26 protein-coding genes are annotated in these 25,617 nt (G+C 67.6%); 11 read left to right on the forward strand and 15 right to left on the reverse strand.

All coding sequences use genetic code 11. The annotated features are described in order from the left end of the window. The first annotated feature begins 152 nt into the window (after positions 1–152). Complete coding sequence (locus BGO82_RS06050) at positions 153–716, forward strand: DUF308 domain-containing protein (RefSeq protein ID WP_291304663.1); 564 nt, start codon at positions 153–155, stop codon at positions 714–716. On the opposite strand, the gene BGO82_RS06055 is transcribed toward BGO82_RS06050, so the two are convergent. Next, positions 713–1,591, reverse strand: a complete 879-nt coding sequence (locus BGO82_RS06055) for a YihY/virulence factor BrkB family protein (protein ID WP_291304664.1) — start codon at positions 1,589–1,591, stop codon at positions 713–715. The genes BGO82_RS06050 and BGO82_RS06055 overlap by 4 nt on opposite strands. A 111-nt stretch (positions 1,592–1,702) precedes the next feature. Between BGO82_RS06055 and dnaG the strand changes: the two genes are divergently transcribed. Then, positions 1,703–3,637, forward strand: coding sequence for a DNA primase (gene dnaG / locus BGO82_RS06060; protein WP_291304665.1), 1,935 nt, complete (start codon positions 1,703–1,705; stop codon positions 3,635–3,637). Between the two features lie 327 nt (positions 3,638–3,964). Here dnaG and BGO82_RS06065 read toward each other — a convergent pair whose 3' ends face one another. After that, on the reverse strand, positions 3,965–4,276 hold the full coding sequence (locus BGO82_RS06065; RefSeq protein WP_291304666.1) for a hypothetical protein: 312 nt from the start codon (positions 4,274–4,276) through the stop codon (positions 3,965–3,967). A 37-nt stretch (positions 4,277–4,313) separates the two neighbouring features. Here BGO82_RS06065 and rpoD point away from each other — a divergent pair, with 37 nt between their 5' ends. From rpoD to BGO82_RS06090, 5 genes are all read left to right on the forward strand, one after another. Further along, complete coding sequence (gene rpoD / locus BGO82_RS06070) at positions 4,314–6,440, forward strand: RNA polymerase sigma factor RpoD (protein ID WP_291304667.1); 2,127 nt, start codon at positions 4,314–4,316, stop codon at positions 6,438–6,440. Positions 6,441–6,450: 10 nt separating this feature from the next. Further along, complete coding sequence (locus BGO82_RS06075; protein WP_291304668.1) at positions 6,451–6,654, forward strand: type II toxin-antitoxin system HicB family antitoxin; 204 nt, start codon at positions 6,451–6,453, stop codon at positions 6,652–6,654. Continuing rightward, on the forward strand, positions 6,651–6,857 hold the full coding sequence (locus BGO82_RS06080; RefSeq protein WP_291304669.1) for a type II toxin-antitoxin system HicA family toxin: 207 nt from the start codon (positions 6,651–6,653) through the stop codon (positions 6,855–6,857). The genes BGO82_RS06075 and BGO82_RS06080 overlap by 4 nt, the downstream gene beginning before the upstream one ends. Before the next feature lie 5 nt (positions 6,858–6,862). Next, a complete protein-coding gene (locus tag BGO82_RS06085; protein ID WP_291304670.1) occupies positions 6,863–7,168 on the forward strand; it encodes an HlyU family transcriptional regulator in 306 nt (101 codons plus the stop codon). Positions 7,169–7,242: 74 nt separating this feature from the next. Beyond that, positions 7,243–7,464, forward strand: a complete 222-nt coding sequence (locus BGO82_RS06090; RefSeq protein ID WP_291304671.1) for a hypothetical protein — start codon at positions 7,243–7,245, stop codon at positions 7,462–7,464. A gap of 15 nt (positions 7,465–7,479) precedes the next feature. Here BGO82_RS06090 and BGO82_RS06095 read toward each other — a convergent pair whose 3' ends face one another. The 11 genes from BGO82_RS06095 to BGO82_RS06145 form a co-directional block, all read right to left on the reverse strand. Then, positions 7,480–7,647: a hypothetical protein gene (locus tag BGO82_RS06095; RefSeq protein ID WP_291304672.1), complete on the reverse strand. Its 168-nt coding sequence runs from the start codon at positions 7,645–7,647 to the stop codon at positions 7,480–7,482. A gap of 123 nt (positions 7,648–7,770) precedes the next feature. After that, positions 7,771–8,820 (reverse strand): LLM class flavin-dependent oxidoreductase, encoded by a 1,050-nt coding sequence (locus BGO82_RS06100; RefSeq protein ID WP_291304673.1) that lies wholly within the window; start codon positions 8,818–8,820, stop codon positions 7,771–7,773. A gap of 351 nt (positions 8,821–9,171) precedes the next feature. Beyond that, positions 9,172–9,594: a hypothetical protein gene (locus BGO82_RS06105; protein ID WP_291304674.1), complete on the reverse strand. Its 423-nt coding sequence runs from the start codon at positions 9,592–9,594 to the stop codon at positions 9,172–9,174. Between the two features lie 137 nt (positions 9,595–9,731). Further along, a complete protein-coding gene (locus BGO82_RS06110) occupies positions 9,732–11,201 on the reverse strand; it encodes a glycosyltransferase family 39 protein (protein WP_291304675.1) in 1,470 nt (489 codons plus the stop codon). Beyond that, positions 11,198–12,679: a glycosyltransferase family 39 protein gene (locus BGO82_RS06115; RefSeq protein WP_291304676.1), complete on the reverse strand. Its 1,482-nt coding sequence runs from the start codon at positions 12,677–12,679 to the stop codon at positions 11,198–11,200. The genes BGO82_RS06110 and BGO82_RS06115 overlap by 4 nt, the downstream gene beginning before the upstream one ends. Next, positions 12,676–13,194, reverse strand: coding sequence for a TIGR00645 family protein (locus BGO82_RS06120; RefSeq protein ID WP_291304677.1), 519 nt, complete (start codon positions 13,192–13,194; stop codon positions 12,676–12,678). The genes BGO82_RS06115 and BGO82_RS06120 overlap by 4 nt, the downstream gene beginning before the upstream one ends. A 59-nt stretch (positions 13,195–13,253) precedes the next feature. Beyond that, positions 13,254–14,729, reverse strand: coding sequence for a glycosyltransferase family 39 protein (locus BGO82_RS06125; RefSeq protein ID WP_291304678.1), 1,476 nt, complete (start codon positions 14,727–14,729; stop codon positions 13,254–13,256). After that, a complete protein-coding gene (locus tag BGO82_RS06130; RefSeq protein WP_291304679.1) occupies positions 14,726–16,192 on the reverse strand; it encodes a glycosyltransferase family 39 protein in 1,467 nt (488 codons plus the stop codon). The genes BGO82_RS06125 and BGO82_RS06130 overlap by 4 nt, the downstream gene beginning before the upstream one ends. After that, the gene (locus BGO82_RS06135; RefSeq protein WP_291304680.1) at positions 16,189–17,676 is read right to left on the reverse strand and encodes a glycosyltransferase family 39 protein; all 1,488 of its coding nucleotides are present in this window, start codon (positions 17,674–17,676) and stop codon (positions 16,189–16,191) included. The genes BGO82_RS06130 and BGO82_RS06135 overlap by 4 nt, the downstream gene beginning before the upstream one ends. A 70-nt stretch (positions 17,677–17,746) precedes the next feature. Further along, complete coding sequence (locus BGO82_RS06140; RefSeq protein WP_291304681.1) at positions 17,747–18,469, reverse strand: hypothetical protein; 723 nt, start codon at positions 18,467–18,469, stop codon at positions 17,747–17,749. Positions 18,470–18,511: 42 nt separating this feature from the next. Further along, positions 18,512–19,240 carry a glycosyltransferase family 39 protein gene (locus BGO82_RS06145; protein WP_291304682.1) on the reverse strand — a complete coding sequence of 243 codons (729 nt, stop codon included), beginning with the start codon at positions 19,238–19,240 and terminating at the stop codon, positions 18,512–18,514. A gap of 112 nt (positions 19,241–19,352) precedes the next feature. Between BGO82_RS06145 and BGO82_RS06150 the strand changes: the two genes are divergently transcribed. Both BGO82_RS06150 and BGO82_RS06155 read left to right on the forward strand, forming a co-directional pair. Beyond that, entirely contained in the window at positions 19,353–20,264 is a 912-nt protein-coding gene (locus BGO82_RS06150) for an alpha/beta hydrolase (RefSeq protein ID WP_291304683.1), read from the forward strand. A gap of 131 nt (positions 20,265–20,395) precedes the next feature. Continuing rightward, positions 20,396–20,725: a helix-turn-helix transcriptional regulator gene (locus tag BGO82_RS06155; RefSeq protein WP_291304684.1), complete on the forward strand. Its 330-nt coding sequence runs from the start codon at positions 20,396–20,398 to the stop codon at positions 20,723–20,725. Positions 20,726–20,756: 31 nt separating this feature from the next. Here the strand turns inward: BGO82_RS06155 and BGO82_RS06160 are convergent, their stop codons facing one another. After that, complete coding sequence (locus tag BGO82_RS06160) at positions 20,757–23,321, reverse strand: OmpA family protein (RefSeq protein WP_291304685.1); 2,565 nt, start codon at positions 23,319–23,321, stop codon at positions 20,757–20,759. Between the two features lie 177 nt (positions 23,322–23,498). On the opposite strand from BGO82_RS06160, the gene BGO82_RS06165 reads away from it, so the two are divergent. Then, on the forward strand, positions 23,499–23,924 hold the full coding sequence (locus tag BGO82_RS06165) for a secondary thiamine-phosphate synthase enzyme YjbQ (RefSeq protein ID WP_291304686.1): 426 nt from the start codon (positions 23,499–23,501) through the stop codon (positions 23,922–23,924). Further along, a complete protein-coding gene (locus tag BGO82_RS06170) occupies positions 23,921–24,745 on the forward strand; it encodes a sulfite exporter TauE/SafE family protein (protein WP_291304687.1) in 825 nt (274 codons plus the stop codon). The genes BGO82_RS06165 and BGO82_RS06170 overlap by 4 nt, the downstream gene beginning before the upstream one ends. A 53-nt stretch (positions 24,746–24,798) precedes the next feature. Here BGO82_RS06170 and BGO82_RS06175 read toward each other — a convergent pair whose 3' ends face one another. Next, positions 24,799–25,524, reverse strand: coding sequence for an SIMPL domain-containing protein (locus BGO82_RS06175; RefSeq protein WP_291304688.1), 726 nt, complete (start codon positions 25,522–25,524; stop codon positions 24,799–24,801). Positions 25,525–25,617: the final 93 nt, after the last annotated feature.

Genomic DNA, 25,617 nt, shown 5'->3' on the forward strand with positions numbered 1-25,617 from the left:
GACATGATCACCAAGCCGCGCCTGCGGCAAGCCCTCGCGGCGCGCGCCGCCCATGCGGGGGCGCGATTGACGTGGCTAGTTGTCCGTGCCCGGATGCAAAGGCGGGTTCAGTGAGTCATAGTGGGCCCGCCAACCGAACGAGGAGCTTGGACATGGCGGCGGCTGACCTGAAGAAGCGTTGGGGACTACTCATGGGGCTCAGGGGGCTGCTGATGCTGCTCGCCGGCCTTTATGCGGTGATCTGGCCGGGAGCGGCGCTGGCCGTGCTGGTGATCGCCGGTGGCGTCATCATGCTGGTGGACGGCGTGCTCGGGCTATGGGCGCTGACTTTCGGCGGCGCCAAGACCGGCAATTTCTGGTTCGACGTGATCCGCAACGTGCTGGGCATCCTCTGCGGCCTGGTGATCCTGCTGTTCCCGATCCTGTCGACGCTGGTGACGGTGTGGTTCGTCGTCTACCTGGTCGCCATCCAGGCGATCATCGTGGGCGTGATGGAGATCGTCATCGCCATCCGCGAGCGGGCGATGTACGCGAAGATCTGGCCGATCCTGCTGTCGGGCGCGCTCTATGTGCTGTTCGGCGTGGTGCTGCTGTTCGCGCCGCTGAGCGGAGCGATCTTCTTCGTGATCTTCGGCGGGGTGATGATGATCCTGTTCTCGGTCGGGCTGTTCGCGATGGCGTGGCGGCTCTACAAGGGCCAGAGCGCTTCCGCCTAGGCCGAGGTGACGACACCGGTGGCCGGCCCTTCGCCGGCCGCATGCTCGAGCGCGGCGTTGAAGGCCGCGCCGAGCACCAGCACCTGCGCGGAATTGTACATCCACAGCAGCAGCACGACCGCCGCCGACACCGAGCCGAAGGTCGCCGAGTAGTTGCCCCAGTTCTGCACGTAGATCGAAAAGATCGCGCCGGCGAGAACCCAGAGCAGCGAGGCGAGCATTGCGCCCGGCCAGATGAAGCGCAGCTTGTGCGGATGCCGGTCGGGCCCGAAGCGGTAGAGCAGGCCCATCACCAGCGCGGAAATCAGCAGGAGCACCGGCCAGCGGACGACGAGGACCACCCATTCGGCGCCGGTGGGGAAGGGGATGAGGGCGGGCAGCCCGGCGACGGTCACCAGCGCCGCGGCGACGAACAGCGAGCCGCCCAGGGTCATGCCGACCGCGACCAGCACCTCCTCGACGAAGCCGCGCCGCTCGGGCGCGCCGCGGACGCGCGACATGGCAAAGAGCAGCGCCTCGACGCCGCGCGAGCCCGACCACAGGGCCAGCGGCACGCTGACCAGCAGGCCCAGCCCGAGGGTCGCCGGCGGGGCGGCGGCGAGCATCTTCAACTGCTCGTCGAGGATGTCGAGCGCCATGGGCGGGAGCACATAAGCGAGGGCGTTGACGGTTTTCGAGGCCAGCGGCGCGTTGGCGACGATGCCGTAGAGCAGTGCGACGGTGGCGATGGCCGGAAAGAACGACAGGAAGCCGAAGAACGCCGTGGCGGCGCAGCGCGGCGAGGTGTCGGGATCGAAAAACACCTTGATGGCGTCGAGCGCAACCGCCTTCCAGCGCGCAAAGCCGCGGGTGGACTGCGCTGCGACCAAAGCCATGAGCCGAACCTCCGATACGGAAGTCAAACGATGTCGGGATCGGGCGGTTGCAGCGTGTGAATTGCGGAGAAGGCCGATGACTCCGGGTCAGCCAGCGCTTACTTACGTGACATGCGCTTTTCCGATGGCTTTCTCGACGAGATCCGGCAGCGCCTGCCGATTTCGCAGGTGGTGGGCGAGCATGTCATCTGGGACAAGCGCAAGAGCCAGCCGGGGCGTGGCGATTTCTGGGCGTGCTGCCCGTTCCATGGCGAAAAAACGCCGAGCTTTCATGCCGACGACCGCAAGGGCATCTACCACTGCTTCGGCTGCGGGGTGACGGGCGACCATTTCCGCTTCCTCACGGAAAAGGCGGGAATGAGCTTTCCGGAGGCGGTGGAAAAGCTCGCCGGGATGGCCGGGGTGCCGATGCCGGCGCGCGACGAGCGCGAGGAGGCGCGGCAGGAAGCCCGGCGCTCGCTGTTCGACGTGATGGAGGTGGCGGCGAAGTATTTCGAGGCGGCGCTGGCGCACAATATCGGGGCGCGGGCGCGCGGCTATCTGTTCGAGCGCGGCGTCAGCGCCCAGGCGCAGACGCGCTTCCGCATCGGTTTCGCCCCGGACAGCCGCAATGGCCTCAAGGAGCATCTGGCGGCCAATGGCGTGTCGGCGCAGGAGATGGTCGACACCGGGCTGGTGGCGTCGCGCGAGGGCGATCCGCTGACCTATGACCGGTTCCGCAACCGGGTGATGTTCCCGATCACCGATTTCCGCGGCCGCATCATCGGGTTCGGCGGCCGGGCGCTGACGCCGGACGTGCCGGCGAAATACCTCAATTCGCCCGAGACCGAGCTCTTCCAGAAGCGGCTGGTGCTCTACAACGGCATGGAGGCGCGCAAGGCGGCGCGCGACGGCCGGCCGGTGATCGTGGTCGAGGGCTATCTCGACGTGATCGCGGCCGTGATGGCGGGGTTCGAGGGGACGGTCGCGCCGATGGGCACGGCGATGACCGAGGACCATGTGGCGCTGTTGTGGCGGATGACGGACGAGCCGATCCTGTGCTTCGACGGCGACGCGGCCGGGCAGCGGGCGGCGGAGCGGGCCGCCAATCTGGTGATGCCGCTGCTGACGCCGGGCAAGACGGTGCGGATCGCGACGTTGCCCGAGGGGCTCGATCCCGACGACCTCATCCGGCAGCAGGGGCGCACGGCCTTCGCCGAAGTGCTCGACCAGGCGCGCTCGCTCAGCGACGTGGTGTGGAGCCTCGAAACCGGCGGCATGGTGCCGGAAACGCCGGAGGCGCGGGCGGCGCTGGAGGCGCGGCTGCGCGAGCGGGCCAACGGCATCGGCGACCAGTCGGTGCGGCGGCACTACATGCAGGCGTTCGACGAAAAGCTGGCGGCGTTCTTCCAGCCGGTGCGGCCGGCGTCGCGCTTCGACGGGCGGCGCGGCGAGCGCCGGAGCGGCATGCGCCGCGGCTATGGCCAGGAGCCGCTCAAATCGCCGCGGCTGGTGGTGTCGGACACGCTACGCAATTCGCGGCTGCTGAAGCCGGCGCGCAGCGAGGCCAGCCCGCGCGAGGCGGTGATCCTGATGAGCCTCGTCAACCACCCGGCGCTGGCGGAAAACCGGCTCGAGAGCCTCGCCGGGCTCGATTTCGCCTCGCCGGGCGCGCGCAAGCTCGCCGCGGCGCTGCTCGACATCATCATGGCCGACCACGATATTTCCGGGGCCGACCTGCGGGCCGCGCTGGCGGCGCGCGGCTTCGGCGCCGAGATTGAGCGGATGGAAGCGCTGCTGCGCGGGCAGGGGGTGTGGCAGGTGCTGGCCGATGCCGCGGTCAACGACGCCGAGATCGGGCTCCGGCATGCGCTGGCCTTGCATTACAAGTCGGTTGAGCTAAATAAGGCGCTCAAGGCAGCGGAAAACGCCCTCGACGTCGATTGGACCGAGGACTCCTTCAGGGTGCTGCAAGACATCAAGAATCAGATCACGACCGTCGACGGCACAGAAGCGTTGATCGAAGGGTTTGGTTCGTTATCCGGACGCGCGGCCCGCAGCTTCTGAGCAAGCTCGCGAGTGCGCGATTTTGCTTATGGGCGAATCAGTTGCATAAGCCTCTTCCGGAAACGAATCAGGGACCACACATAAGGTCCACCCATCGCATCGCATTCTCTGCCAGTATTTGAACCGAACTCGGCCCGTCCCGGGCACCGGAGCAACAAGCCAGATGGCCAGCAAGGTCCCCTCGAAGGCAGCCTCCAAGAGCGCGTCCAAGCCGGTGGCGGCCAAGCCGAAGGCGGCGCCGAAGCCGGCGGCGAAGGTTTCGGCCAAGCCGGTCGGGAAGGCGACGAAAACGGCCCCCAAGGCAGCGCCGAGGACGGCCGTCAAACCTCAGGCGAAGGCGGCGGCCAAGCCCAAGGCAAAGGCGGCGCCGGTGAAGCCGGCGGGCACGCCGAAGGCGAAGGCGGCGCCGCCAAAACCCGCTGCCAAGGCGGCCTCGGGGAAGGCCGCAGCGAAGACCGAGCCGAAGGCCAGGGCCAAGACTGCAACGAAACCGGCCGCCAAAGCGTCACCCAAGGCGGAGGGCAAGCCGGCGGCAAAGAGCGAAAGCAGGCCGGCGGCAAAGGCGGCTCCCAAGCCGGAGCCGAAGGCCAAGGCGGAGCCCAGGACCAACAGCAAGGCGGCGCCCACGGGCGAGGCCAAGACCACCCATCCCAAAGTAAAGACAGACACCAAGCCCGTGACGACCGAACTCGAGACTGAGCCCAAAGCCACCAAAGCCCCGCCCCTCAAGGCCGGAGCCCAGAAGGCGCAGAACAAAGCCACCAAGGACACCGACAAAGCGGCGGAGAAGGGCGGCGAGGGCAGCGCCGAAACGCCCGACAGCCCGTTGCTGGATTTGTCCGATGCAGCGGTCAAGAAGCTCATCAAGACGGCCAAGAAGCGCGGCTATGTGACCTATGAAGAGGTCAACGCGGTGCTGCCGTCGGAGGAAGTGTCGCCCGACCAGATCGAGGACATCATGGCGATGTTCTCGGACATGGGCATCAACGTCGTCGACGAGGACGAGGTCGAAGAGGCCGAGCCGGAGACCGCCGAGGAAGAATCGACGGAACTGGCCGAGCGCACCGGCACTGCCGTCGCCAGCAAGTCGAATGCGCGCGAGGGCAGCGACCGCACCGACGATCCGGTGCGCATGTATCTGCGCGAGATGGGCTCGGTGGAGCTGCTGAGCCGCGAGGGCGAGATCGCCATCGCCAAGCGTATCGAGGCCGGCCGCGAGACGATGATCGAGGGGCTGTGCGAGAGCCCGCTGACCTTCCAGGCCATCATCATCTGGCGCGACCAGCTCGCGGCGGCGGAAATCCTGCTGCGCGACATCATCGATCTCGAGGCGACCTATGCCGGCCCCGACGCCAAGCAGGCCGCGCCGGTGGTGCCGGTCGAGCCGGTGCCGGCCGCGGCTCCCGCCGCCCCGGCCAGGGCCGAGGCGCCGAAGCCCGCGCCGCGCCGCGCCGCCGGCGGCGACGAGGACGACGACTACGTGCCGGAAGAGCCGCAGGCGCCGCAGGACCCGGTCGAGGACGACGACGACGATTTCGAGAATTCGCTGTCGCTGAGCGCGATGGAAGCCGAGCTCAAGCCGCAGGTGGTCGAGACCTTCGACCGCATCGCCGACGCCTATGGCAAGATGCGCAAGCTGCAGGACAAGCACGCCGCCGACCGCTCGAAGCCGGTGACCGGCGCCGAGACCAAGAAGGTCGACAGCTTCCGCTCGTCGGTGATCGCCGACGTGAAGTCGCTGAGCCTCAATGCCTCGCGCATCGAGAGCCTGGTCGAACAGCTCTACGACATCAACAAGCGCCTGGTGCGGCTCGAGGGGCGGCTGCTGCGGCTGGCCGAAAGCTACGGCATCAAGCGCGACGACTTCCTCGATGCCTATTACACGCGCGAGCTGGACGAGGACTGGGCCAAGAACGTCGCCTCGCGCGGCAAGAACTGGGCCGAGTTCATCAAGCGCGAGGGCGATACGGTCGGCGAAATCCGCGGCGAGATCCATACGCTGGCGACGGAAGCCGGGCTCGACGTCACCGAGTATCGCCGCATCGTGCACAAGGTGCAGAAGGGCGAACGCGAGGCCGCCATCGCCAAGAAGGAGATGGTGGAGGCCAATCTTCGCCTCGTGATCTCCATCGCCAAGAAGTACACGAACCGCGGCCTGCAGTTCCTGGACCTGATCCAGGAGGGCAATATCGGGCTGATGAAGGCGGTGGACAAGTTCGAGTACCGGCGCGGCTACAAGTTCTCGACCTACGCGACGTGGTGGATCCGGCAGGCGATCACCCGCTCGATCGCCGACCAGGCGCGCACCATCCGCATCCCGGTGCACATGATCGAGACGATCAACAAGATCGTCCGCACGTCGCGCCAGATGCTGCACGAGATCGGCCGCGAGCCGACGCCCGAGGAGCTGAGCGAAAAGCTGCAGATGCCCCTCGACAAGGTGCGCAAGGTGCTGAAGATCGCCAAGGAGCCGATCAGCCTCGAAACGCCGATCGGCGACGAGGAGGATTCCAACCTCGGCGATTTCATCCCCGACGTGAACGCGGTGCAGCCGATCGACGCGGCGATCCAGAGCAATCTGCGCGAGACCACGACGCGTGTGCTGGCGTCGCTGACGCCGCGCGAGGAGCGCGTGCTGCGCATGCGCTTCGGCATCGGCATGAACACCGACCACACGCTCGAGGAAGTGGGTCAGCAGTTCTCGGTGACGCGCGAGCGCATCCGCCAGATCGAGGCCAAGGCGCTGCGCAAGCTCAAGCACCCGAGCCGCTCACGCAAGCTGAGGAGCTTCCTCGACAATTGAGGGCACAGGCATGAAAGTCAAAGTTCTCGTGCATGAGGCGGAGGAGGGGGGGTACTGGGGCGAGGTCCCGGCGCTTCCCGGCTGCGCCAGCCAAGGCGAGACCATGGACGAATTGCTGCGCAATCTCCACGAGGCCATCGAAGGCTACCTTTCGGCGGATCTCGAAGATCGGCACGAGGAACGCGGAGAGCGGGTGCTCGAGATTGCGCTGTGACGCCGCTCTCGGGCCTACAATTCGCAAAGCTGCTTGAGCGGAATGGCTGGCGCCTGCTACGGGTCAATGGCAGCCACCATATCTACGGAAAAGCAGGGGTCGATGCCCGGCTCTCCGTTCCGGTGCACGGCAACGAACCCTTGAAGCTCGGGCTCATGCGCCATCTGGCAAAGCTCGCGCAACTGACCCTCGAGCAGGAGTAAAGCCCATGTCTTTCTGGAAAAATCTCTTTGGCGGCGGTGGCGGGGCGGCGAAGGAGGAGGCGCCGGCGGCGGGCGAGGAGTACAAGGGCTTCACCATCCGGCCGACGCCGATGGCGGCGGGCAGCGAGTACCAGCTTTCCGGCGTCATCGAAAAGACCATCGACGGCGAGACCAAGAGCTACAGCTTCGTGCGCGCCGACCGGATGAGTTCGCGCGACGAGGCGGTGAGCTTTGCGCTGGCCAAGGGCCGGCAGATCATCGACGAGCAGGGCGAGGGCGTGTTCAGGCAGTCCTGGCCGAAGAGCAACTAGCGCCTGTCCAGCAGCAAGCCGGCTTGTGCCCTTGAGGCGCAGCGCGTAGAGCGCGCCGCAAAGGAGTATTCGCCATGGCCAAGAAACCGACGCCGCGCAACGAATTCGTGTTCTTCGACGTGATCTACGAGGACGGCAGCCAGCGGTCGAACCGACGGGTTCCGGCCGACATCCTCGGCGGGCTGGACGGCGACGAGCCGGCCAAGGCGGAGATCCAGGCGCAGGATCGCGCCATTGCGGAAAAGTCGGGAATGCCGCCGCTGGCGATCAAGACGATCAAGCGCAGCAAGAAATAGTCGCTAGCTTGTAGGTTAGCGCGGGACGAACTGGCTGAAGCCGGCGAGGAATTCCGCGGGGCTGATGCGCGCGTCCGAGAGCAGGGCGAAGCCGCCGAACACCAGGATCGCGGCAACCAAGGCCGCTTCCGCCAGCCAGAGGCGCCGAAGCCGGTGAACCGAACGCTGCACGTAGTGCGACATGGCGAGCCCTCCGTCCAGCAGAACGCCGAACGTTAAGAAAAGGTTTCTAGGATCGCGTCGTGGCCCGACCGCGACCGGAATGGGGCGATTTCGCGGCAGTGCGCTGGGCGGGGTGCTGCCGGCTCAACCGGCCTTGCGCGGCAGCGCCTTGTCGATGGCGGGCTTCACCACGGTGCCGAGCAGCTCGATGGCGTGCATGACCTTGGCGTGCGGCAGCGTGCCCACCGAAAGCTGCAGGCCGAAGCGGTCGTGCCCGAACCATTCGTGTTGCATCAGGATCTTGTCGATCACCTGCTGCGGCGAGCCCATGAAATAGGCGCCCTGCGGGCCGGCGCCGGCCTCGAACTGCTCGCGCGTGGTGGGCGGCCAGCCGCGCTCCTTGCCGATGCGGCTCATCGCCGCCTGATGCGCGGGGAAGGCGATGTCCATGGCCTCCTGCGAGGTGTCGGCAATGAAGCCGTGCGAGGAGATGCCGACGGGCAGGCCGGCGACGTCGTGGTTCATCTTCGCGGCGGTGTCGCGATAGAGCCGCACCAGCGGCTGGAACTGCTGCGGCCGGCCGCCAATGATGGCGATCATCAGCGGCAGCCCGAAATAGGCGGCGCGGGCCACCGAATTGGGCGTGCCGCCGACCGCGATCCATAGCGGCAGCGGGTCCTGCACGGGCTTGGGGAAGAGCTCCATGCCGGGGATCGGCCTGGTGTGCGCCGAGCCCGGCCAGTCGACCTTGCCGCCCTTGCGGATCGCCAGCAGCTCCTGCAGCTTTTCCTCGAACAGCTCGTCATAGTCGTTGAGGTCGTAGCCGAAGAGGGGGAAGCTTTCGACGAAGGAGCCGCGTCCGGCCATGATCTCGGCACGCCCGTTGGAGAGCAGGTCGAGGGTCGAGAATTGCTGCCAGACGCGGATGGGGTCGTCGGAACTGAGCACGGTGACGGCGGTGGAGAGACGGATGGTACTGGTTCGCGCTGCGGCGGCCGCGAGAATGGTCACCGGCGAGGAGGCGACGAAATCGGGACGGTGATGTTCGCCGAGGCCATAGAAATCGAGCCCGAGCTGGTCGGCCAACTCGATCTCCTCGAGCAGGTCGCGCAGCCGCTCGGCGGGCGATTGCAGATGGTTGCCGTTGAGCAGGTCCGGGGTGTTCTCGGCGAAGGAATAAAGGCCGATTTGCATGACGATGTCCTCGTGATTGCGGCCTAGATGTCGCCTGCGGAACGGGCTTACAAGAACGCACAGGGAGGTAACTGCCATGGCCGCGACGTCGATCGTGCCGGTCACGCAGGGCGCCGATGCCGCCGAGGCCTATCGGTCGAGCCCGGGCCGCGGAGCGGATCGGGCGACCTTTACCTCGGCATTCGCGGGCCTTCGCCGAGGCGGGCTATGTCGAGGGGGGCGCGACCGCTGCCGCGGCGGCCGGTCATGCGGCGGACGAAAGCGTAGCCTGCCGCAAGCGAAAGCCCCGGCTGTGGGAGCCGGGGCTTGCTGGGCACTTCAGAGGGAGGCTGAAGCGCGGAGGACTCTCGCTTACTGCGCCGCCGACGAAGCGGGGGCGGCTTCAGACGGTGCCGGCGCGACCGAGCTGGCCTCAGTGGCCGGAGCCGAGCTGGCGGGCGCGGTCGACGGAGCGGCCGAGGTGCCGTTGTCGGCCGGAGCCGTGGTCGCCGGAGCCTGCGGGGTCACCGCGGTGCCGGTGTTGTCGGCCGGAGCCATCGGCGTCGTCGTGGTGTTGGCCGGAGCCGGGGTCGTATCGGTCACGGCCGGGGTATTGTTGACCGTGGTGCTGGTCGAGGGCTGCGAGTTGGCCGAGAAGACCAGGTAGGCGATGGCCAGCAGCGCGAGGGCAACGATGATGCCCACGAACCAGCCGGTCGAATTGGACTCGCGAGAGTAGATGGTCCGGTTGGTACCATCATTGGTATAGACGGTATCGCGATCTGGGGTAGCCACAGGGACCTCCTTTGTTTGAGTACCGTATGGCAGCAAGAACGCGGGCCTTTCCGAATTGTTCCGAGTGCTGACAAGCGCGCTGGGGACAACTCAAGAGGCGGTTTTAACCATTTGATTTCGTTTGCTTATCTTTTCCATCAGGGGAGATGGAACCGCTTGCCGAGGTAGATCGTCGGCTCATAAATGGTGTGTCCGAAGGCGGTGTAGGGCACGGTTTCGAGCGGCGTGAGGGAGTCGAAATACGGCGCGACCTCGCCGAGCCCGAGCTGCGGGTCGCTGACCACCAGCGCATCCTGGCCCTGATGGGCAGCCGGATCGAACCAGTAGTCGTACTGGTCGTGGCGCGACGAGATCGCCGTCACCTCCGGATCGTGCAGGGCAAAGCCGAGTTGCGCCGCCGTGGTGTAGCGGGTGGCGGCGACGAAGCCGATCGTGTGCGTCTTTTCGAGCGCCTCGATGCGCTCGGCGACGGCGGGCCAGCCGAAGGTCGACGACGCCGTCCAGTCGTAGCGGCCGATGAGGTTGCCGACCGGCACGATGGTCTGGTCGAAGGCAAAGCCGCCGGCGAGCAGCGTTCCGTAGAGCAGATGCAGCAGCAGCACCCAGCGGCGGCGGATCCAGCCGGCGAGCAGCGGCATCAGCGGCAGGATCGCAACGATGTTCCAGTAAAAGAAGATCTCGACGAACATCGACAGGAACAGCATGCCGAGCGAGGAGGCGGCGAAGATGCTGAGCGACAGCACGCGGGCGCGATCGGCGAAGGGCACCCCGAGCGGCCGGCGCGCCATGCCCACCAGCGCCGGCACCAGGAACGGGGACATCGCCAGCGTGGCGACGACGAGGAATTCGAGCACGTTGAGCGGGTGGAAGGTGAAGAGCGAGCCGCCCCAGCGCTCGGAGAGGTGGAATTTGTAGGAGGCGAAGCCTTCGGTGAAATTCCACCAGACGACGGGCGCCTGGATCGCCACCGCGACCAGTGCGGCGGCGTAAAGATGCGGCGAGCGCCACATCGCCCGCACCGGCCGGTGCGCCAGGAAGAAGACCACGAGGCCGACGCCGAGGAAGACGCCGTTGTATTTGGTGAGCACGGCGAGGCCGAGGGCGACGGCACCGGCATAGAGCCAGCGCAGATTTGGCGCACCGGCCTCGTAGCGTTCGGCGAAGGTCACGAACAGGTGGATGGTGAGCGCCGAGAGGAAGATCAGCAAATGGTCGTGGAAGGAGATGCCGCTCATCAGCCAGAAGAGCGGCGAGGCGAGGTAGATGGCGGCGGTGGGCCAGAACCAGGCCGCGGGATCGTCGGGCTTCAGGCGCTTTGCCCAGAGCCAGAAGATCCACAGCGTGCCACCCAGGGTGAACCAGGTGAGGGCGCGAATGGCGAACAGGTTCCAGCCGAAGACGAGGCTCATCAGCCGCATCAGCCAGGGGTGCAGCGGCGGGTGGTCGAAATACGACCAGGCGAGCTTCTGGCCCCACATCCAGTAATAGGCCTCGTCGCCGATGGGCGGCATGAAGGCGGCAAGGTAGATCTTGAGGGCGAGCAGCAGGACGAAAAAGACCTGCGCGACGAGCACCGGACGGGAGGCGACGGAGGCGGGCGACGTCATTTGGCCTTGGCCTCGGCGTGGAAGTGCCTGCCCAGATAGATCGTCGGCGCGTAGATGGTCTGGCCGAAGGCGGTGTAGGGCACGGTCTCGAGCGGGGTGAGGGAATCGAAGCGCGGAGCGACCTCGGCGAGGCCGAGGATCGGGTCGGAGACGACCAGCGCGTCCTGGCCGTCATGCGCGGCGGCGTCGAACCAGATGCCGTATTGGTCGTGGCGGCTGGAGAGATCGGTGACCTCGGGGTCGTGCATGGCGAAGCCCAATTGTGCGGCGGTGGTGTAGCGTGTGGTGGCCACGAAGCTCGTGTGCTCGTTCTGCTCGAGGACCGCTATGCGGGCAGCGACCTCGGGCCAGCCCCGCATGGACGAGAAGGTCCAGTCGTATTGGCCGGTGAGGTTGGCGACCGGAACCATCGTCATGTCGAACAGCATGAAGAGAATGGCGGCGATGCCGTAGCCGAAATGCACGTTGAGCATCCAGCGCCGGTTCATCCAGCCCACCAGCAGCGGCATCAGCAGCACGAAGGCCACGATGTTCCAGTAGAACAGCACCTGTACGAACAGCGACATTGCAAGCGTGATCGCGCAGGAAATGGCGAGGACCGACAGCGCCAGGGTACGGGCGCGATCGGCGAAGGGCTCGCCGAGCGGCCGGCGGATCAGCAGGACGATCGGCGGCAGCAGCAGCGGCGACAGGTGCGAAACCGTCAGGCCGACGAAGCGCAGCAGGCTGAGCGGACCGGGCTCGAACGGTACGTCGTTCCAGCGCTCGACGAGGTGATACTCGTAGGATGCGAAATGCCGAGCAACGTTCCACCAGATGACCGGGGCTTGCACGGCAAGGCTCAGCACCGCGGCGAGGTAGAGATGCGGTGAGCGCCAAAGGGGACGCGCCGGCGGGTGTGCCACGAGAAATATCGCCAGGCCAAGTGCCAGCAGGATGGCATTGTATTTGGTGAGCGCGGCGAGCCCGAGCAGCAACGCGGCAAGGTAGAGCCAGCGCCAGCCTTTGCCGCTCGTCTCCCAATGCTCGGCGAATACCAGGAAGCAGTGGGCCGAGGCGAGGCAGAGGAAGATCAGCAGATGGTCGTGGAAGGCGATGCTGCCCATCAGAAAGAACATCGGGCTCGCCAAATACACCGCGGCGGTGGGCCAGAACCAGGCGGCGGGGTCGTCGGGCTTCAGGCGCTTCGACCAGAGCCAGAAGATCCACAGCGTGCCGGCCAGCGTCAGCCAGGTGAGGGCGCGCAGCGCGAACAGGTTCCAGCCGAAGAGACGGCTCATCAGGCCGAGCAGCCAGGCATGCAGCGGCGGATGGTCGAAATACGACCAGTCGAGCTTTTGCCCCCACATCCAGTAATAGGCCTCGTCGCCGACGGGCGGCATGGTGGCGGCCATGTAGACCTTGAGCAGCAGCAGCACGCCGAAGACGATCTGCGCCGCGACGATCGGGCGGTCGGTGGCGCGCTGGGGCGTGGTCACTTCCTGGCGTCTTTGCCGACGGCCTTGGTGAGGGCGGCGACGCGGTCGATGAAGGCGAGGAACAGCGCCGAGACCACGAAGGCCAGGTGGATCAACGTGTACCACATCAGCTTGTCGCCGGCGTATTGCTCGACGTTGAGGAACACCTGCAGCAAATGGATGGAGGAGATGGCGACGATGGTCGAGGCGACCTTGATCTTGAGCGAGCCGACGTCGATCTCGCCCAGCCAGTGCACGTCGCGGGATTCATCGAAGCGCGACACGAAGTTCTCGTAGCCGGAGATGATCACCATGACGACGAGGCTGGCGATCAGCGCCGCGTCGATCAGCCCCAGCATCTTGAGGATCGAATCGGAGTCCTCGAGGGCGAACAGATGGGTGGCGAATTCCCACAGCTTGTAGCCGAAGCTGATGGCGTACAGCGCCAGCGCGATGCCGAGCCCGATATAGAAGACCACCAGCAGCCAGCGCGAGGCCAGGATCACGCCCTCGATGAACAGCTCCAGTCGCTTCATGACGCCTCGTCCGGTTGGTCGCACAGGAAATAGCGAATTTGGGCGATCCGGCAAGCCGGTCAGGGCTTAAAGTCGCGGCCCAGCCAGATTTCGAAGGTCCAGACGGTCTGGCCGCGGACGACCACCGGCACGTCCTCGAGCTTTTCGACGCCGGCGAAATGCGGCGCCGCCTCGGCGATGGTCGAGCCGGCGCCGGCGTCGGCGACGATCAGCGCGTCCCGGCCGGCATGGGCGGCGGCGTCCCACCAGAAATCGGCCTGCGAGGGCAGATGGTTGAGGGCGGCGATGTCGGCATCGTGCAACTGGAAGCCGAGCTGAGCGGCGTGGGTGTAGCGGGCGGCGGCGAGGAAGGCGTCGGGATGCGCCTTGTGCTGCACGACGATTTCGGCGGCGAGCTCGGGCCAGCCGAAGCTCGCCGCGGCGCCGGTGTCGCCGAAGCCGAGCAGCTTCATCGGGCCGACTGTATAGTTGAGGAGGCCGACGGTGATGATCACGAGGCCGAAGGCGATGTGCAGCAGCATCGCCAGCCGGCTGGAGACGAGGCGGAGGACCACCGGGGCGAGCACGGCATAGGCGACGATGTTCCAGTGGACGTAGATGTAGACGTAGAGTGCGATGATCGCCCAGGCGAGCGTCGACAGCAGATAGACGATGCCGGCGAGGCTGAGGCTGCGCGCATCGTCGTCGGAACGGCGGCGAAGGAAGGGAAGGCGGAACAGCGCCAGGAACAGCACCGGCGACATCGAGGCCACCATGGCGCCGAGGAAGTCGACCACCTGCCGCAGGCTGGGCGTGCCCCAGTTGAGATGGTCGCGCTCGGTGAAGTGGTAGCGCAGGCTGGCCCAGCCTTCGGTGAGATTCCAGTAGAACACCGGCGCCTGCATCAGCACGGCGAGCAGCACCGCCAGCCAGAGCTGCGGCGTGAGGTAGAGCCCGCGCAGCTTCGGGCGCCAGACGATCCAGGCGGCGAGGCCCACGCCGAGGAAGACGCCGTTATATTTGGTGAGCACGGCGAGGCCGAGCAGGGCGGCGGCGAGAAAGAGGTTGCGCCACGCCCGGATGCCGGCTTCCCAGTCGCGCGCGAAGCTGTGAAAGGCGTAGGTGGTGGCGACGACGAAGAAGATCAGCAGATGGTCGTGGTAGGCGAAGGCCGACATCATGAAGATGATCGGGACGGTGAAATAGAGCACTGCCGTCTGCACGAGCCAGCCGAGGCGGTCGTCGGGCGCCAGCAGCTTCGACCAGAGCCACAGCACGGCGAGGGTGCCGGCGAGGCTCAGCCAGGTGAGCAGCCGGACGCTGAAATTGCTCCAGCCGAACAGCGCCGCCACCAGCCCCTGCAGCCAGCCGTCGAGTGGCGGGTGGTCGAAATACGACCAGCTCAGGTGCTGGCCCCACATCCAGTAATAGGCCTCGTCGCCCATCGGCGGCACGGCGAGGTCGAACCACAGGCGCAGCGCCAGCAGATAGGCGAGCACCAGCCCGAGCAGCACCAGCCACCAGCGCGGCGCGGGGCGGGTGGCGGCCGCGCTCATTTGACGAGATACACCGAGTAGGTCTCGAGCGGATCGCCAGCGGCGTCGCGGGTGATGGCGGCGAGCAGGGTGGCGTTGGCCGGCGGCGCCCCGGCCCCGGGCGTCACCAGCAGATGCGGGGCGGCCATGAGCGCGGGATCGGCCGGCGGCATGTACTGGTAGCGGAACGGCTCGGAGGTCTCGAACACCGGCAGCGGGTCGTGGGCCATGCGGGCATAATAGCCGAGCCAACCGTTGAGCGAATAGTTGGTGGTGTCGACCCAGCGGGCGCCGCTGTCGCGCGCCAGCGCCGAGACCTTGCTCCACAGATCCGGCCAGCCATAGACGAAGTCGAAGGCCTTCACCGGCCCGAGGACGGGCAGGGTGCGGGTTTCGATCGACTGGTAGGCGACGAGCATCAGAGCGAGGCCGAGCGGCACGTGCAGGGCGGCGATGGCGTTGAGCGCCCAGCGCAGCCAGCCGGCCCGCGGACGGACGGTCATCGCCGCCCAGGCGCCGACCAGCGCCAGTTGCGGAAACAGCGGCGCTGTCCAGTTCGGATTGACGCGGCCGAACACGGCGTCGGCGAGGAAGTAGGCGGCCATCGGCGTGGCGGTGAGCACCGGCAGAGCGAGCGGCCGCGCACGGCGGGCGAAGAACAGCACGAGGCCGAGGATGACGAAGACGTAGAGCGTGGGGAGGAGCTGGATGCCCTCTTCGACGAGGAAGCGCAGGAATTCGCCGGGCCGCACGACGTGGTCCGCGAAGTTCGAGCGGCCGAGCTGGTAGCGGAACGAGTTCCAGTCGCGCTGCGAATTGACCCAGACGACCGGGGCAAAGCAGAGCAGGGCGAGCACGCCGCCGGCCCAGACCTGCCAGAGCTTCAGCCAGGCGAGGCGGTCGCGGCTGGTAACGAGGTAGAACAGCAGTCCGGCGCCGAGAAAGACCACGGTGTATTTCGACAGCAGGCCGAGGCCGGCGCAGAGGCCGGCCAGCAGCCACCAATTGGCGTTGCGGCTGCGGGTGAATTCGGCGACGGCCCAGATGGCCAGCACCCAGAACATGGTCGAGGGGCCGTCCGGCGTGGCGACGGCGAAGGTGATGATGACGGCCACCGTCACCGAATAGGCGATGGCGGCGGCGGCGCCGATGCGGCGATCGCCGAACAGGATGTCGCCCATGCGGTAGAGCGCGGCGCAGACCACGAGATCGGCGACGAAGAACATGCTGCGTACGGCGAGCTCGCTCTCGCCCAGCAGCGCGCGGCCGAGCCAGATCAGCCAGGCGACCGACGGCGAGTGGTCGTAGTACCAGACGCTCGGATAGAACGACCAGATGGCGTAATAGGCCTCGTCGCCGATGAGGCCGAAGCGGATGGCGAAGGCCAGCCGCGGCAGCGTCAGCAGCAGCACGATGATGCCGGCGCCGAGCGGGGTGGCCCAGCGCGGGGTGCGCGGTGCGGCGATGGGGGCGCTGGTGCTCACGGCTGGTAGTCGTCGCCGTGGAAGATGCGCCAGTGATAGACCTCGCGGCCGAAGCGCGTGATGGTGAAGTCGTCGACCATGGTGAGATTGGTAAAGCTCTGGGCGAGGTATTGCAGCACCGGCGAGCCGTCGTCCTCGTCGGTGAGGATGAGGGCGGATTTGCCGGCCAGCGCGGCGCGGTCGATCCAGTACTGGTATTCGAGCTCGGGTTCCCTGGTGATCGGCACGGCGGCGGTGGTGCCGAGCGCAAAGCCGATCTGCGAGGCGGTGGAATAGCGCGTGCCGGCGACGAGGTCGGCCGGGTGCGCCTGCTGCGCGGCGCGCATGTGCGCCGCCACCGTCGGCCAGTCGATGTTGATGGAGCTGCCGCGGTCGCCGTAGTTGAACAGGGGCGCTACCGGCGTCACGGCGAAGTTGAAGACCAGCAGGGCGGCGCAGACGAGGCCGTAGAGGGTGTGCAGCCAGAACTGGACTCGCGTTCCGATCCAGCGCACCAGCAGCGGCAGGATGCCGACGAAGGCGAGGATGTTCCAGTAGAAATAGCCGCCGATGGCGATGGTCATGGCGAAAAAGCCGAGCGACGAGATGGTCATGGTGGCGACCGACACGGTCTTGAGCTGGCTTTCGAACGGCGAGGCCGGTCTGCCGCGCAGCATCCTGACCAGCGGCCACAGCAGGAATGGCGACAGCATCAGGATGTTGAGGACGACGAAGGCGAGCGGTGGCAGCAGGGCGAAGTGCCAGGGCTGGTCGCCCCAGCGGTCGTGCATGTGGAAGCGGAAGGACGCGAAGCCTTCGGTGAGGTTCCAGTAGAGCACCGGCGCCTGCATGGCGACGGCGAGCAGGCCGGCGAGCCAGGGGTGCGGAGTGCGCAGGGCGCTGCGCAGATCCTGGCGGAGCAGCAGGGCGGCGGCAAAGCCGAGGCCGATCACGGCGCCGTTGTATTTGCTGAGGGTCGCGAGACCGAGCGCGATTGCCGCGGCGTAGAGCCAGCGCGTGGCGCCGGCCGTGCCGGCGGCCCAGCGTTCGGCGAAATTCGCGAAGCCATGGAGGGCGAGCAGGCCGAAAGCGACCACGAGATGGTCGTTGTAGGCGATGCTGGTCATGGCGAAATAGAAGGGCGAGGCGAGATAGAGCACCGTCGCCGCCCAGAACCAGGTGTCGGGATCGGCGGGGGCGAGCTTCCGGCTCCACAGCCGGAACACCCACAGCACCAGCGCCAGCGCCAGCCAGGTGGTCAGCCGCACGGTGAAGCGCGACCAGCCGAACAGGTGCGACACCGCGAACAGCAGCCAGGCATGCAGCGGCGGGTGGTCGAAATACGACCAGGCCGGGTGCTGGCCCCACATCCAGTAATAGGCTTCGTCGCCGACCGGATCGGCGTTGAGGTCGAAATACAGCCTCAGCGCAAGGAACAGCAGCGCCGCCAGCGGCAGAGCGAGGTGGAGGCGTCGTTGCTGCGGGGGTGCGGCGGCGAGGGTCATTGCGGGTTCCGTCTGGCGGCGCGAGGCATAGCCCATCGGGCGCGCCGGGCAAACATGCGGGCTGCGGCGCTCACGGGATGTAGCCCTCGCCGCGGAAGATGCGCCAGATGTAGATCGGGTGGCCCATGCGCACGGTCTGCCACTCGTCGATGGTGGTCAGCGTGGTGAAGTGCCGGCGCAGCCAGTCGAGGCGTTCGCCGCCGCCGAGGCCGTCGGGCTCGTCGCCGAGGATCAGCGCCGACTTGCCGGCATACTGGCTGCCGTCGCCCTGCCAGAAATCGTATTGCGAATGCTCGGGCGAAAGTTTCACCACGTCGGTGGTGCCCAGCACGAAGCCCAGTTGCGAGGTGGTGGAGTAGCGGGTGGCGCCGATGAGGTCGGCCGGCTGTGCGGCGATGGCGGCGCGCATGTGCTCGCCGATCTCGGTCCAGCCGAAATCGCTGGCCGAGCCGCGGTCGCGGCGGCCGATGAAATCGGCGAACGGCATCCAGGTGAAGTTGAAGACGAAGGTGAGGATCAGCAGCAGGCCGACGATGTAGTGCGCCCAGCGATGGACGGGGTTGGCCATGAAGCGGGTGAGCAGCGGCATAAGGCCGATGAAGGCCACGATGTTCCAGTAGAAATAGGCGTCGAGCACGCAGGAGATGGCGAGGAAGCTGAGGCTCGAGACGGTGAAGACGGTGAGCGCGACGGCCTTGGCGCGGCTCTCGTCCGGGGTGAGCGAACGGCTGCGGATGAGGCTGATGGTCGGCCAGACGAGGAAGGGCGACCAGAACAGGATGCACAGCAGCACGAAATTGACCGGGTGCTGCCAGTCGAAGGCGCCGGGCGTCGTCTAGCGGTCGTTGAGGTGGTAGCGGAACGAGGCGAGGCCTTCGGTGAGGTTCCAGTAGATCACCGGCACCTGCATGGCGACCGCGAGCAGCGCCGCGAGCCAGGGATGCGGGGTCCTGAGCAAAGCGCGCAGCTTCGGGCGCAGCAGGAAGGCGGCAAAGAAGCCGAGCCCGAGGAAGGCGCCGTTGTATTTGGTCAGCACCGCAAGGCCGAGCGACGCCGCCGCCAGATATAACCAGAGAGTCTGTCGTGGCCGGCCGGTCTCGACCTTGTCGGTGAAGACGACGAAGCAGTGTACCGCCAGCAGGCACAGAAAGATCAGCAGATGGTCGTTGTAGGCGACCAGCGAGATGCAGAAGAACAGCGGCGAGCTCAGATAGATCGCGGCGGTGCGCCAGAACCACAGCTGCGGCGCGTCGGGCGACAGCCGCCTGGCCCAGGCCCAGAAGATGGCCATCACGCCGGCCAGCGTGAACCAGGTGAGGATGCGCACGCTGATCGGGCGCCAGCCGAAGACGATGTCCATCAGCCGGAGCAGCCAGGCGTGCAGCGGCGGATGGTCGAAATACGACCAGCCGAGGCGCTGGCCCCACATCCAGTAATATGGCTCGTCGCTGACGAGGTCGGCGCGGAGGTCGAAATAGACACGCAGGGCGAGGTACAGCGCCACCAGGAGCTGCAGCGCGATGATCTCGCGCCGGCCGCGGCCGATCGTGCCCTCTGCTGCCATGCCCACTCCGAACGATGGCGTGAGCCATAGCCCATTGGCGGCGTTGGGCAAACACCCGTTGCAGCCGCAGGCGACGCCGCTACTATGCGGGCCGCCGGGACGGGGGAACGGGATGATCAGTCCGGAAGCGCGGACGCGCATTCAGGAGATGTTTGCCAGGAAGCGCGCCGAGGCAAGGCTGTTTCCGGGCGGCAAGCCGGTGGACCGCAACCGCCGCGACTGGGAGGCCGAAAGCCGGCTCGACGTGCTGCCCAAGGGGTCGCGCTTCACCCCCGCCGATGCCGGCGGCATCAAGTCCGAATGGATGGAGATGCCGCTGATCGACAAGTCGCGGGTGTTCCTGCTGCTGCATGGCGGCGGCTACAATGCCGGCTCGCCGCGCACGCATCGCAAGATGGCCGCCTATCTCAGCCGGGCCGCGCATGCGCGGGTGCTGACGCCGGACTATCGGCTGGCCCCGGAGCATCCGTTTCCGGCGGCGGTGAAGGACGCGCTCCTGGCGTATGGCTGGCTGCTCGAGCAGGGAACGCCGGAGGCGCAGATCGTTGTCGGCGGCGATTCCGCCGGCGGCGGGCTGGCGCTGTCGATGCTGTTGGCGCTGCGCGAGGCGGGCGCGAAGATGCCGCGGGCGGCGGTGCTGCTGTCGCCATGGACGGATCTGTCGGTCTCGGGCGGCAGCTATGAGCGGCTGCGCAAGCTCGATCCGGTGATCACCCGCGAGGCGCTGCGGGAGGCCGGCCGGTGGTATGCGGGCGGGCGCGACCCGCGCGACCCGATGGCCTCGCCGCTGTTCGCGGACGCCACCGGCCTGCCGCCGCTGCTGATCCATGTCGGCGGCGACGAGACCATGCTCGACGACAGCCGGCTGTTCGCCGAGCGGGCGCGGGCGGCGGGCGTCGAGGTGACCTTCAAGGTCTATGACGGCATGTGGCACGTGCACCATTCCGGCGCCCCGGAGGTGCCGGAATCGGTGGCTGCGTACAACGACATCGCTGCCTTTATTCGCGCGCAATTCGGCGGTTGATGGGACGCGGTCGGCCGATTTACGGAATCGGCGGACCGCTCCAGACTGTTGTTTTGTCGCGTTTCCGCACCGGAGATCCGTTGCCGCTTTTCCCGGAAACGCTGCAGCCGCAGGGGCGGTGAGGGCATGGCATGAGTGTGGCCGAGCGTGACGCGGTGTTTGCCGCGCTGGCCGATGAGTACAGGCGCATCCTGCTGGAGCGCCTGCGGCGCAGCAACGGGCAGACGCTGGCGCGGCTGTGCCAGGGGCTGCCGATCAGCCGGCAGGCAGTGACCAAGCACCTGCTGGCGCTGGAGACGGCGAGCCTGGTGCTGACGCAGCGCCGCGGCCGCGAGAAGCTGCACTTCCTCAATCCCGTGCCGATCAACGCCATCGCCATGCGCTGGCTCAGGCAGTTCGACGCGGTGAAGCTCGAAATGCTGGCGCCGGCACCATCGGGCAAAGCAAAAGGGCCGGAGTGATCTCCGGCCCTTCGGTTCGTGTGCCGCCCGCTCAGCGTTCGGCGGTGTAGGTGACCAGCGGCGTGATGCGCTTGATGGTGACGCGCCGGTTGAGCGGTTCGGCCGCCTGCGTCTTCACCCGCAGATAGCGCTCGCCATAGCCCTGGGTCACCAGGTTCTCCGGCGGGATATCGTAGAAGTCGGTGAGGATGCGGGCGACGGTGGCCGCGCGCTGGTCCGACAGCACCAGGTTCGAGATGTCCGAGCCGACCGCGTCGGTGTGGCCCTCGATCAGGAACACTTCGCCGGGGTTGCGGTCGAGCAGCTTCTGCATGGCGTCGGCCACCTTGCTGAGCGCGCCGACCTGGCTGCGGGCGATCGTCGCCTTGCCGGTGTCGAAGGTGAGCCCCCCGACCTCGAGACGGCGGACGCTGTCGCGCAGGCGGGCCGAGCGCTTGACCTCGTCGATCGTATAGATGCGACGGACCTGTTCGACCGGCGGCTGGTCGAGGAAGTCGGTGACCTCCTCGTCGTCGGCGCTGCGGGCGTCGAGGATGTAGTCGCTGGCCGGGATGGTCAGGTGCAGCGGCGGCAGGTCGGCGCCCGGATCGCGCCAGGTGTCGATGTCGGTGTCCTTCGGATCGTAGGTCGAGAGCAGGATCTCGCGGCCGTTGGGCAGGATCTTGCTGCGCTGCAAGACGTCGCCGTGGCGGCTGCGGATGGTCACGATCTTGGTGCCGTTGGGACGGGTGACCGTCTCGCGGGTGCGGCCGCGGCCGAGATCCTCGTAGTAGATCTCGTCCTCGCGCGGATCGTAGTAGCGGCTCCGCTCCTGCTCCGGGTTGTTGATGACGACGTTGACGCCGATCTGGATGATCACACCAGTGTTGTTCTGCGCCGGCGGCGGCTGCGGCGGCGGGTTGCCGTTGGCCGGCGGCTTGCCGTTCGGCGGCGGGTTGCCCTGGGGCGGGTTGCCCGGTCCCGGCGGCAGCTGGATCACCTTCACCGGCTGGTCGCCATTGCCCTGCGGCGGGGCGATCTGGATGTCCTGCACCTTGGATTTGGTGCCCTTGTCGGTGAGCGTCGATTGCTGCTCGGGCGTCGGCTTGGCGATGTCGGCCTGCGCCTGCTGGTCGGTCTTGGGCGGCGGCGCCGGCGGGGTGGCCGGCGGCGGCGGCGCTTCGGACGACGCGGCGGGCTGCGACGGCTGGCCCTGGTCGGCCGGCTGCGTCTGCTGGTCCTTGACGCTGTCGAGGATCGGCGCAGCCTCATCGGGCTTGACCTCGGACGGCAGCACTTCGACCGCGCTCGGGGTCACCGCTTCGCTGGCGTTGGGCTGCTCGCTGATCGGCGGCACCGACGAGGCCGGCGGCGCCGGCTCGGCGCTGGACGCCGCCTGCTGCTGCTCCGACGACGCGGCCGGCTCGCCGGGGGCGGCCGGCAGCGGGCTCAGCGTCAGGCCGAACTGCGCGAGGCAGGTGGCCGTGTCGGCAAAGCCGCCATCGGTGCAGATCTTGCTGATGCTGGCGTTGGCCTTGTCGATCTTGGCCTGGCCGGCGGCATCGCCCGCGGTGAGCTCGGCGACGCCCTGGTTGTAGAGCTCGACGGCGGCGGTGAGCTTCTTCACGGCGCCTTTGGGCGGCGGCGCTTCGGAACTCGGGGCCGGGGCAGGTGCCTCGGACGAGGGCGCCGGGGCGGCCTGCTCCGAGGAGGGAGCGGGGGCCGGGGCGGGAGCCGGGGTCGGCGCCGCCTGTTCCGACGAGGAGGCCGGGGCCTCGGACGAGGGGGCAGGTGCCGGGGCCGGGGCGGGCGCCGGCTCGGCCGATGGAGCCGGGGCCGGGGCTTCGGAGCTCGGCGCGGGGGCCTCGGGAATCGGATCCAGCGTCAGGCCGTATTGCGCCAGGCAGGACTGCGCGTCGGCAAAGCCGCCGGTCTGGCACAGGACCGCGATCTGGCCGCTGGCCTTGTCGATCTCCTGCTTGCCGCGCTTCGTCTTGCCGGCGCCGATGTCGGCGGCCCCCTTGTTGTAGAGCTGCACGGCCGCCTTGAGATCGGCGCCGATATCGGGAGCGGCTGGCTTCTGTTCGGGGGCCGGGGCCGGCTGCGCGGAGGACGGCGCCGGCGCGGGCTCGGGCGCCGGGGCGGGCTGTTCAGACACGGGAGCCGGCTGTTCGGGCGCCGGAGCCGGCTGTTCGGGCGCCGGAGCCGGCTGTTCGGGCGCCGGAGCCGACTGCTCGGGCGCGGGCGCCGGCTGCTGGGGAGCGGGCGCCGGCTGTTCCGGGGCCGGAGCGGGCTGCTCGGGCGCGGGGGCGGGCGCTTCGGACGACGGGGCCGGCTGTTCGGGAGCGGGCGCAGCCTGTTGCGGCGCCGGGGCCGGCGCGGCGGGCGGCTGGGCGCTGCTCATGGCGGCGACGCAATCGTCGAAGCTCTGGAAGCCGGCGGCGATGCAGGCCTCGGTCAGCTTCTGCTTGTTGTCGTCATTCTGGTCGGCGGCATAGGCTTGGTAGGCGGCGACGAGGTCGGCGTTGGTCGTGTCCTGGGCGCGCGCAGCCACGGTGGGCGCAAGCGCAAGCAGAGTGACGCTGGTACCGGTGAGGAGCCAGTTTCGCAGTCGCATGTGGGGTTCCTTATTCTGGAGTCAGTTGCATGAGGAAGTGACGCTGTCCTGCTGAACCGGGCCTGAACGGCCGGCAGACCTTTCCCGGATGACAAATCCCCGCTTCGGCGCCGCAACGTCACAGCTCCGTGATCGGTTCCATCCGGTCGGGGGCTGTGCTACCGCCTTGCCTTGCACATGCAACAGATGACGACAACGGTCGAGATTGCAACCCGGGGTCCCGGGCTCTACGAATTCACGCGTGATCTCAATCGCTTCGTCGCACAATCTAAGGTTTCGGACGGGCTGCTGACGGCGTTTTGTCGCCACACTTCGGCATCGCTGCTGGTGCAGGAGAATGCCGACCCGGACGTGCAGACCGACCTCGACGGCTTCTTCCGCCGCCTGGTGCCCGAGGGCATGGACTGGATCGTGCACCGCATCGAAGGGCCCGACGACATGCCGGCGCACATCAAGGCGGCGCTGACGCAGACCTCGATCGGCATCCCCGTCGTCGCCGGTGCGCCCGGCTTCGGCACCTGGCAGGGCATCTACCTGTTCGAGCATCGCGCCCGGCCGCATCGCCGGCAGGTGCTGCTGCATCTCATCGGCGAGACACCATGAACCTGCTTCTCAGTTACTGGCCGCTGCTCGTCGGCCTGTCCGTCAGCGGCTGCGTGTCCGGCGTGTTCGCTGGCCTGCTCGGCGTGGGCGGCGGCGTCATCATCGTGCCCATCCTGTCGACCGCCTTCGAGGCGATGGGGTTTTCCGGCGATATCGCCCAGCACGTGGCGGTGGCCTCGTCGCTGGCGATCATTATGCCCACCGGGGCGATGAGCGCCCGGGCGCACTATCGGCGCGGCGCCGTCGACACCAAGGCGCTGCGGCTGTGGGCGCCGTTCGTGCTGGTCGGCACGCTGGTCGGCGGGCTGCTGGCGCGGTGGTTCACCGGCGAGACGCTGCGCATCGTGTTCGGCGTCATTGCGCTGCTGATCGCGCTCAACATCGTGACGCCGCTGCAGCAGCGGCTGATGGGGCACCTCAAATCGTCGGCGGCGACGCACCGCGTGGCCGCCTCGATCGTGGGCTTCCTGTCGGCGCTGATGGGCATCGGCGGCGGCTCGCTGAGCGTGCCGACGATGGCGGCGTTCGGCGCGACGATGCACGAGGCGGTGGGCACGGGCGCGGCGATCGGCGTGTTCATCGCCATCGGCGGTACCATCGGCTACATCGTCTCGGGCTGGGGCCTTGCCGGCCTGCCGCCGCTCAGCCTGGGCTATGTGAACGTCATCGCTTTCGTGCTGGTTGGCGGCTTCGCGGCGCTGACGGCGCCGCTCGGCGCCGCGCTCGCGCACCGGCTCAACCAGAAGACGCTGCGCTATGTGTTCGCGGTGTTCCTGGTGCTGGTCGGCCTCAACATGATCTGGAAGGCGATCAGCGGGTGAGCGAGCAGCGCAGGGAGCGTCCCCTGTTCGCTGCTCGCTACGCGCCGATGCGGCTACTTTCCGCTGTTCAGCTCCCAGGTGACGTTCACGTCGATGGAGAAGGTGAGCTGGCCGGCCTCGACCGGTACCGGCGCGGCGCGGTCCTGCGCGGCGGCGGCGGCCTTGTAGAGGTAGGGCTGCGGCGGCTGGATGACGCCCGAGCTTTCGGTGATGTTCTGGATCGAGGCGAGGCCGATGCCGGCCGCCTGCGCGTAGAGGCTGGCCTTGGCCTGGGCGTCGGCGAAAGCCGCCTTGCGGGCCTCGTCGTAGAGCGCGGACGGGTCTTCGACGGCGAAGCTGATGCCGTTGATGGTGTTGGCGCCGACGCTGACTTCCTTGTCGAGCATGGCGCCGAGGGCGGCGAGGTCGCGCACGTGCACGGTCACCGAATTGGTGACGGTGTAGCCAGCGATCTTGGGCGGCAATTGATAGCCGTTCTGGTCGCGCTGGTCGGAATAGATGTAGTTGGGATTGACCGAAAAGCCCGAGGTCTGGATGTCGGCCTCGGCGATGCCGGCGTCCTTGAGCACCTTGATCAGCGCCGACATGTCGGTGGTGTTGGCGTCGAGGGCCGCCTTGGCGGTGGCGCCCTGCGAGGTCACGCCGGAGGTGACGTAGGCGGTGTCAGGCTTGGCCATGACTTCGCCGTGCCCGCTCATCTGCATGGTGCCGGCAGCGAAGGCGGGGGTCGCAATCGCCATGGCGAGGGTGACGGGAAGCAGGGCAGTGGTGAGGCGCATCGATGGTCTCCTTGAGTCGTCCGGCAACACTGCCGGCAGATGCAGTCACGAGTAAGACGCCCGATGATCGACGATCCTTGGGGCGGAATTGGA

This window comes from Devosia sp. 67-54, assembly GCF_001899075.1.
Taxonomy (GTDB): Bacteria; Pseudomonadota; Alphaproteobacteria; order Rhizobiales; family Devosiaceae; genus Devosia_A.

What these genes read in the sequence shown, in the direction of transcription:
- BGO82_RS06135 (WP_291304680.1), bottom strand. Translation starts at nt 17,676, where the DNA reads ATGACCCTCGCCGCCGCACCCCCGCAGCAACGACGCCTCCACCTCGCT.
- BGO82_RS06120 (WP_291304677.1), bottom strand. Translation starts at nt 13,194, where the DNA reads ATGAAGCGACTGGAGCTGTTCATCGAGGGCGTGATCCTGGCCTCGCGC.
- dnaG (WP_291304665.1), top strand. Translation starts at nt 1,703, where the DNA reads ATGCGCTTTTCCGATGGCTTTCTCGACGAGATCCGGCAGCGCCTGCCG.
- BGO82_RS06085 (WP_291304670.1), top strand. Translation starts at nt 6,863, where the DNA reads ATGTCTTTCTGGAAAAATCTCTTTGGCGGCGGTGGCGGGGCGGCGAAG.
- BGO82_RS06145 (WP_291304682.1), bottom strand. Translation starts at nt 19,240, where the DNA reads ATGGCAGCAGAGGGCACGATCGGCCGCGGCCGGCGCGAGATCATCGCG.
- BGO82_RS06110 (WP_291304675.1), bottom strand. Translation starts at nt 11,201, where the DNA reads ATGACGTCGCCCGCCTCCGTCGCCTCCCGTCCGGTGCTCGTCGCGCAG.
- BGO82_RS06175 (WP_291304688.1), bottom strand. Translation starts at nt 25,524, where the DNA reads ATGCGCCTCACCACTGCCCTGCTTCCCGTCACCCTCGCCATGGCGATT.
- BGO82_RS06165 (WP_291304686.1), top strand. Translation starts at nt 23,499, where the DNA reads ATGCAACAGATGACGACAACGGTCGAGATTGCAACCCGGGGTCCCGGG.
- BGO82_RS06125 (WP_291304678.1), bottom strand. Translation starts at nt 14,729, where the DNA reads ATGAGCGCGGCCGCCACCCGCCCCGCGCCGCGCTGGTGGCTGGTGCTG.
- BGO82_RS06160 (WP_291304685.1), bottom strand. Translation starts at nt 23,321, where the DNA reads ATGCGACTGCGAAACTGGCTCCTCACCGGTACCAGCGTCACTCTGCTT.
- BGO82_RS06055 (WP_291304664.1), bottom strand. Translation starts at nt 1,591, where the DNA reads ATGGCTTTGGTCGCAGCGCAGTCCACCCGCGGCTTTGCGCGCTGGAAG.
- BGO82_RS06170 (WP_291304687.1), top strand. Translation starts at nt 23,921, where the DNA reads ATGAACCTGCTTCTCAGTTACTGGCCGCTGCTCGTCGGCCTGTCCGTC.
- BGO82_RS06150 (WP_291304683.1), top strand. Translation starts at nt 19,353, where the DNA reads ATGATCAGTCCGGAAGCGCGGACGCGCATTCAGGAGATGTTTGCCAGG.
- BGO82_RS06075 (WP_291304668.1), top strand. Translation starts at nt 6,451, where the DNA reads ATGAAAGTCAAAGTTCTCGTGCATGAGGCGGAGGAGGGGGGGTACTGG.
- BGO82_RS06090 (WP_291304671.1), top strand. Translation starts at nt 7,243, where the DNA reads ATGGCCAAGAAACCGACGCCGCGCAACGAATTCGTGTTCTTCGACGTG.
- BGO82_RS06155 (WP_291304684.1), top strand. Translation starts at nt 20,396, where the DNA reads ATGAGTGTGGCCGAGCGTGACGCGGTGTTTGCCGCGCTGGCCGATGAG.
- BGO82_RS06095 (WP_291304672.1), bottom strand. Translation starts at nt 7,647, where the DNA reads ATGTCGCACTACGTGCAGCGTTCGGTTCACCGGCTTCGGCGCCTCTGG.
- BGO82_RS06100 (WP_291304673.1), bottom strand. Translation starts at nt 8,820, where the DNA reads ATGCAAATCGGCCTTTATTCCTTCGCCGAGAACACCCCGGACCTGCTC.
- BGO82_RS06050 (WP_291304663.1), top strand. Translation starts at nt 153, where the DNA reads ATGGCGGCGGCTGACCTGAAGAAGCGTTGGGGACTACTCATGGGGCTC.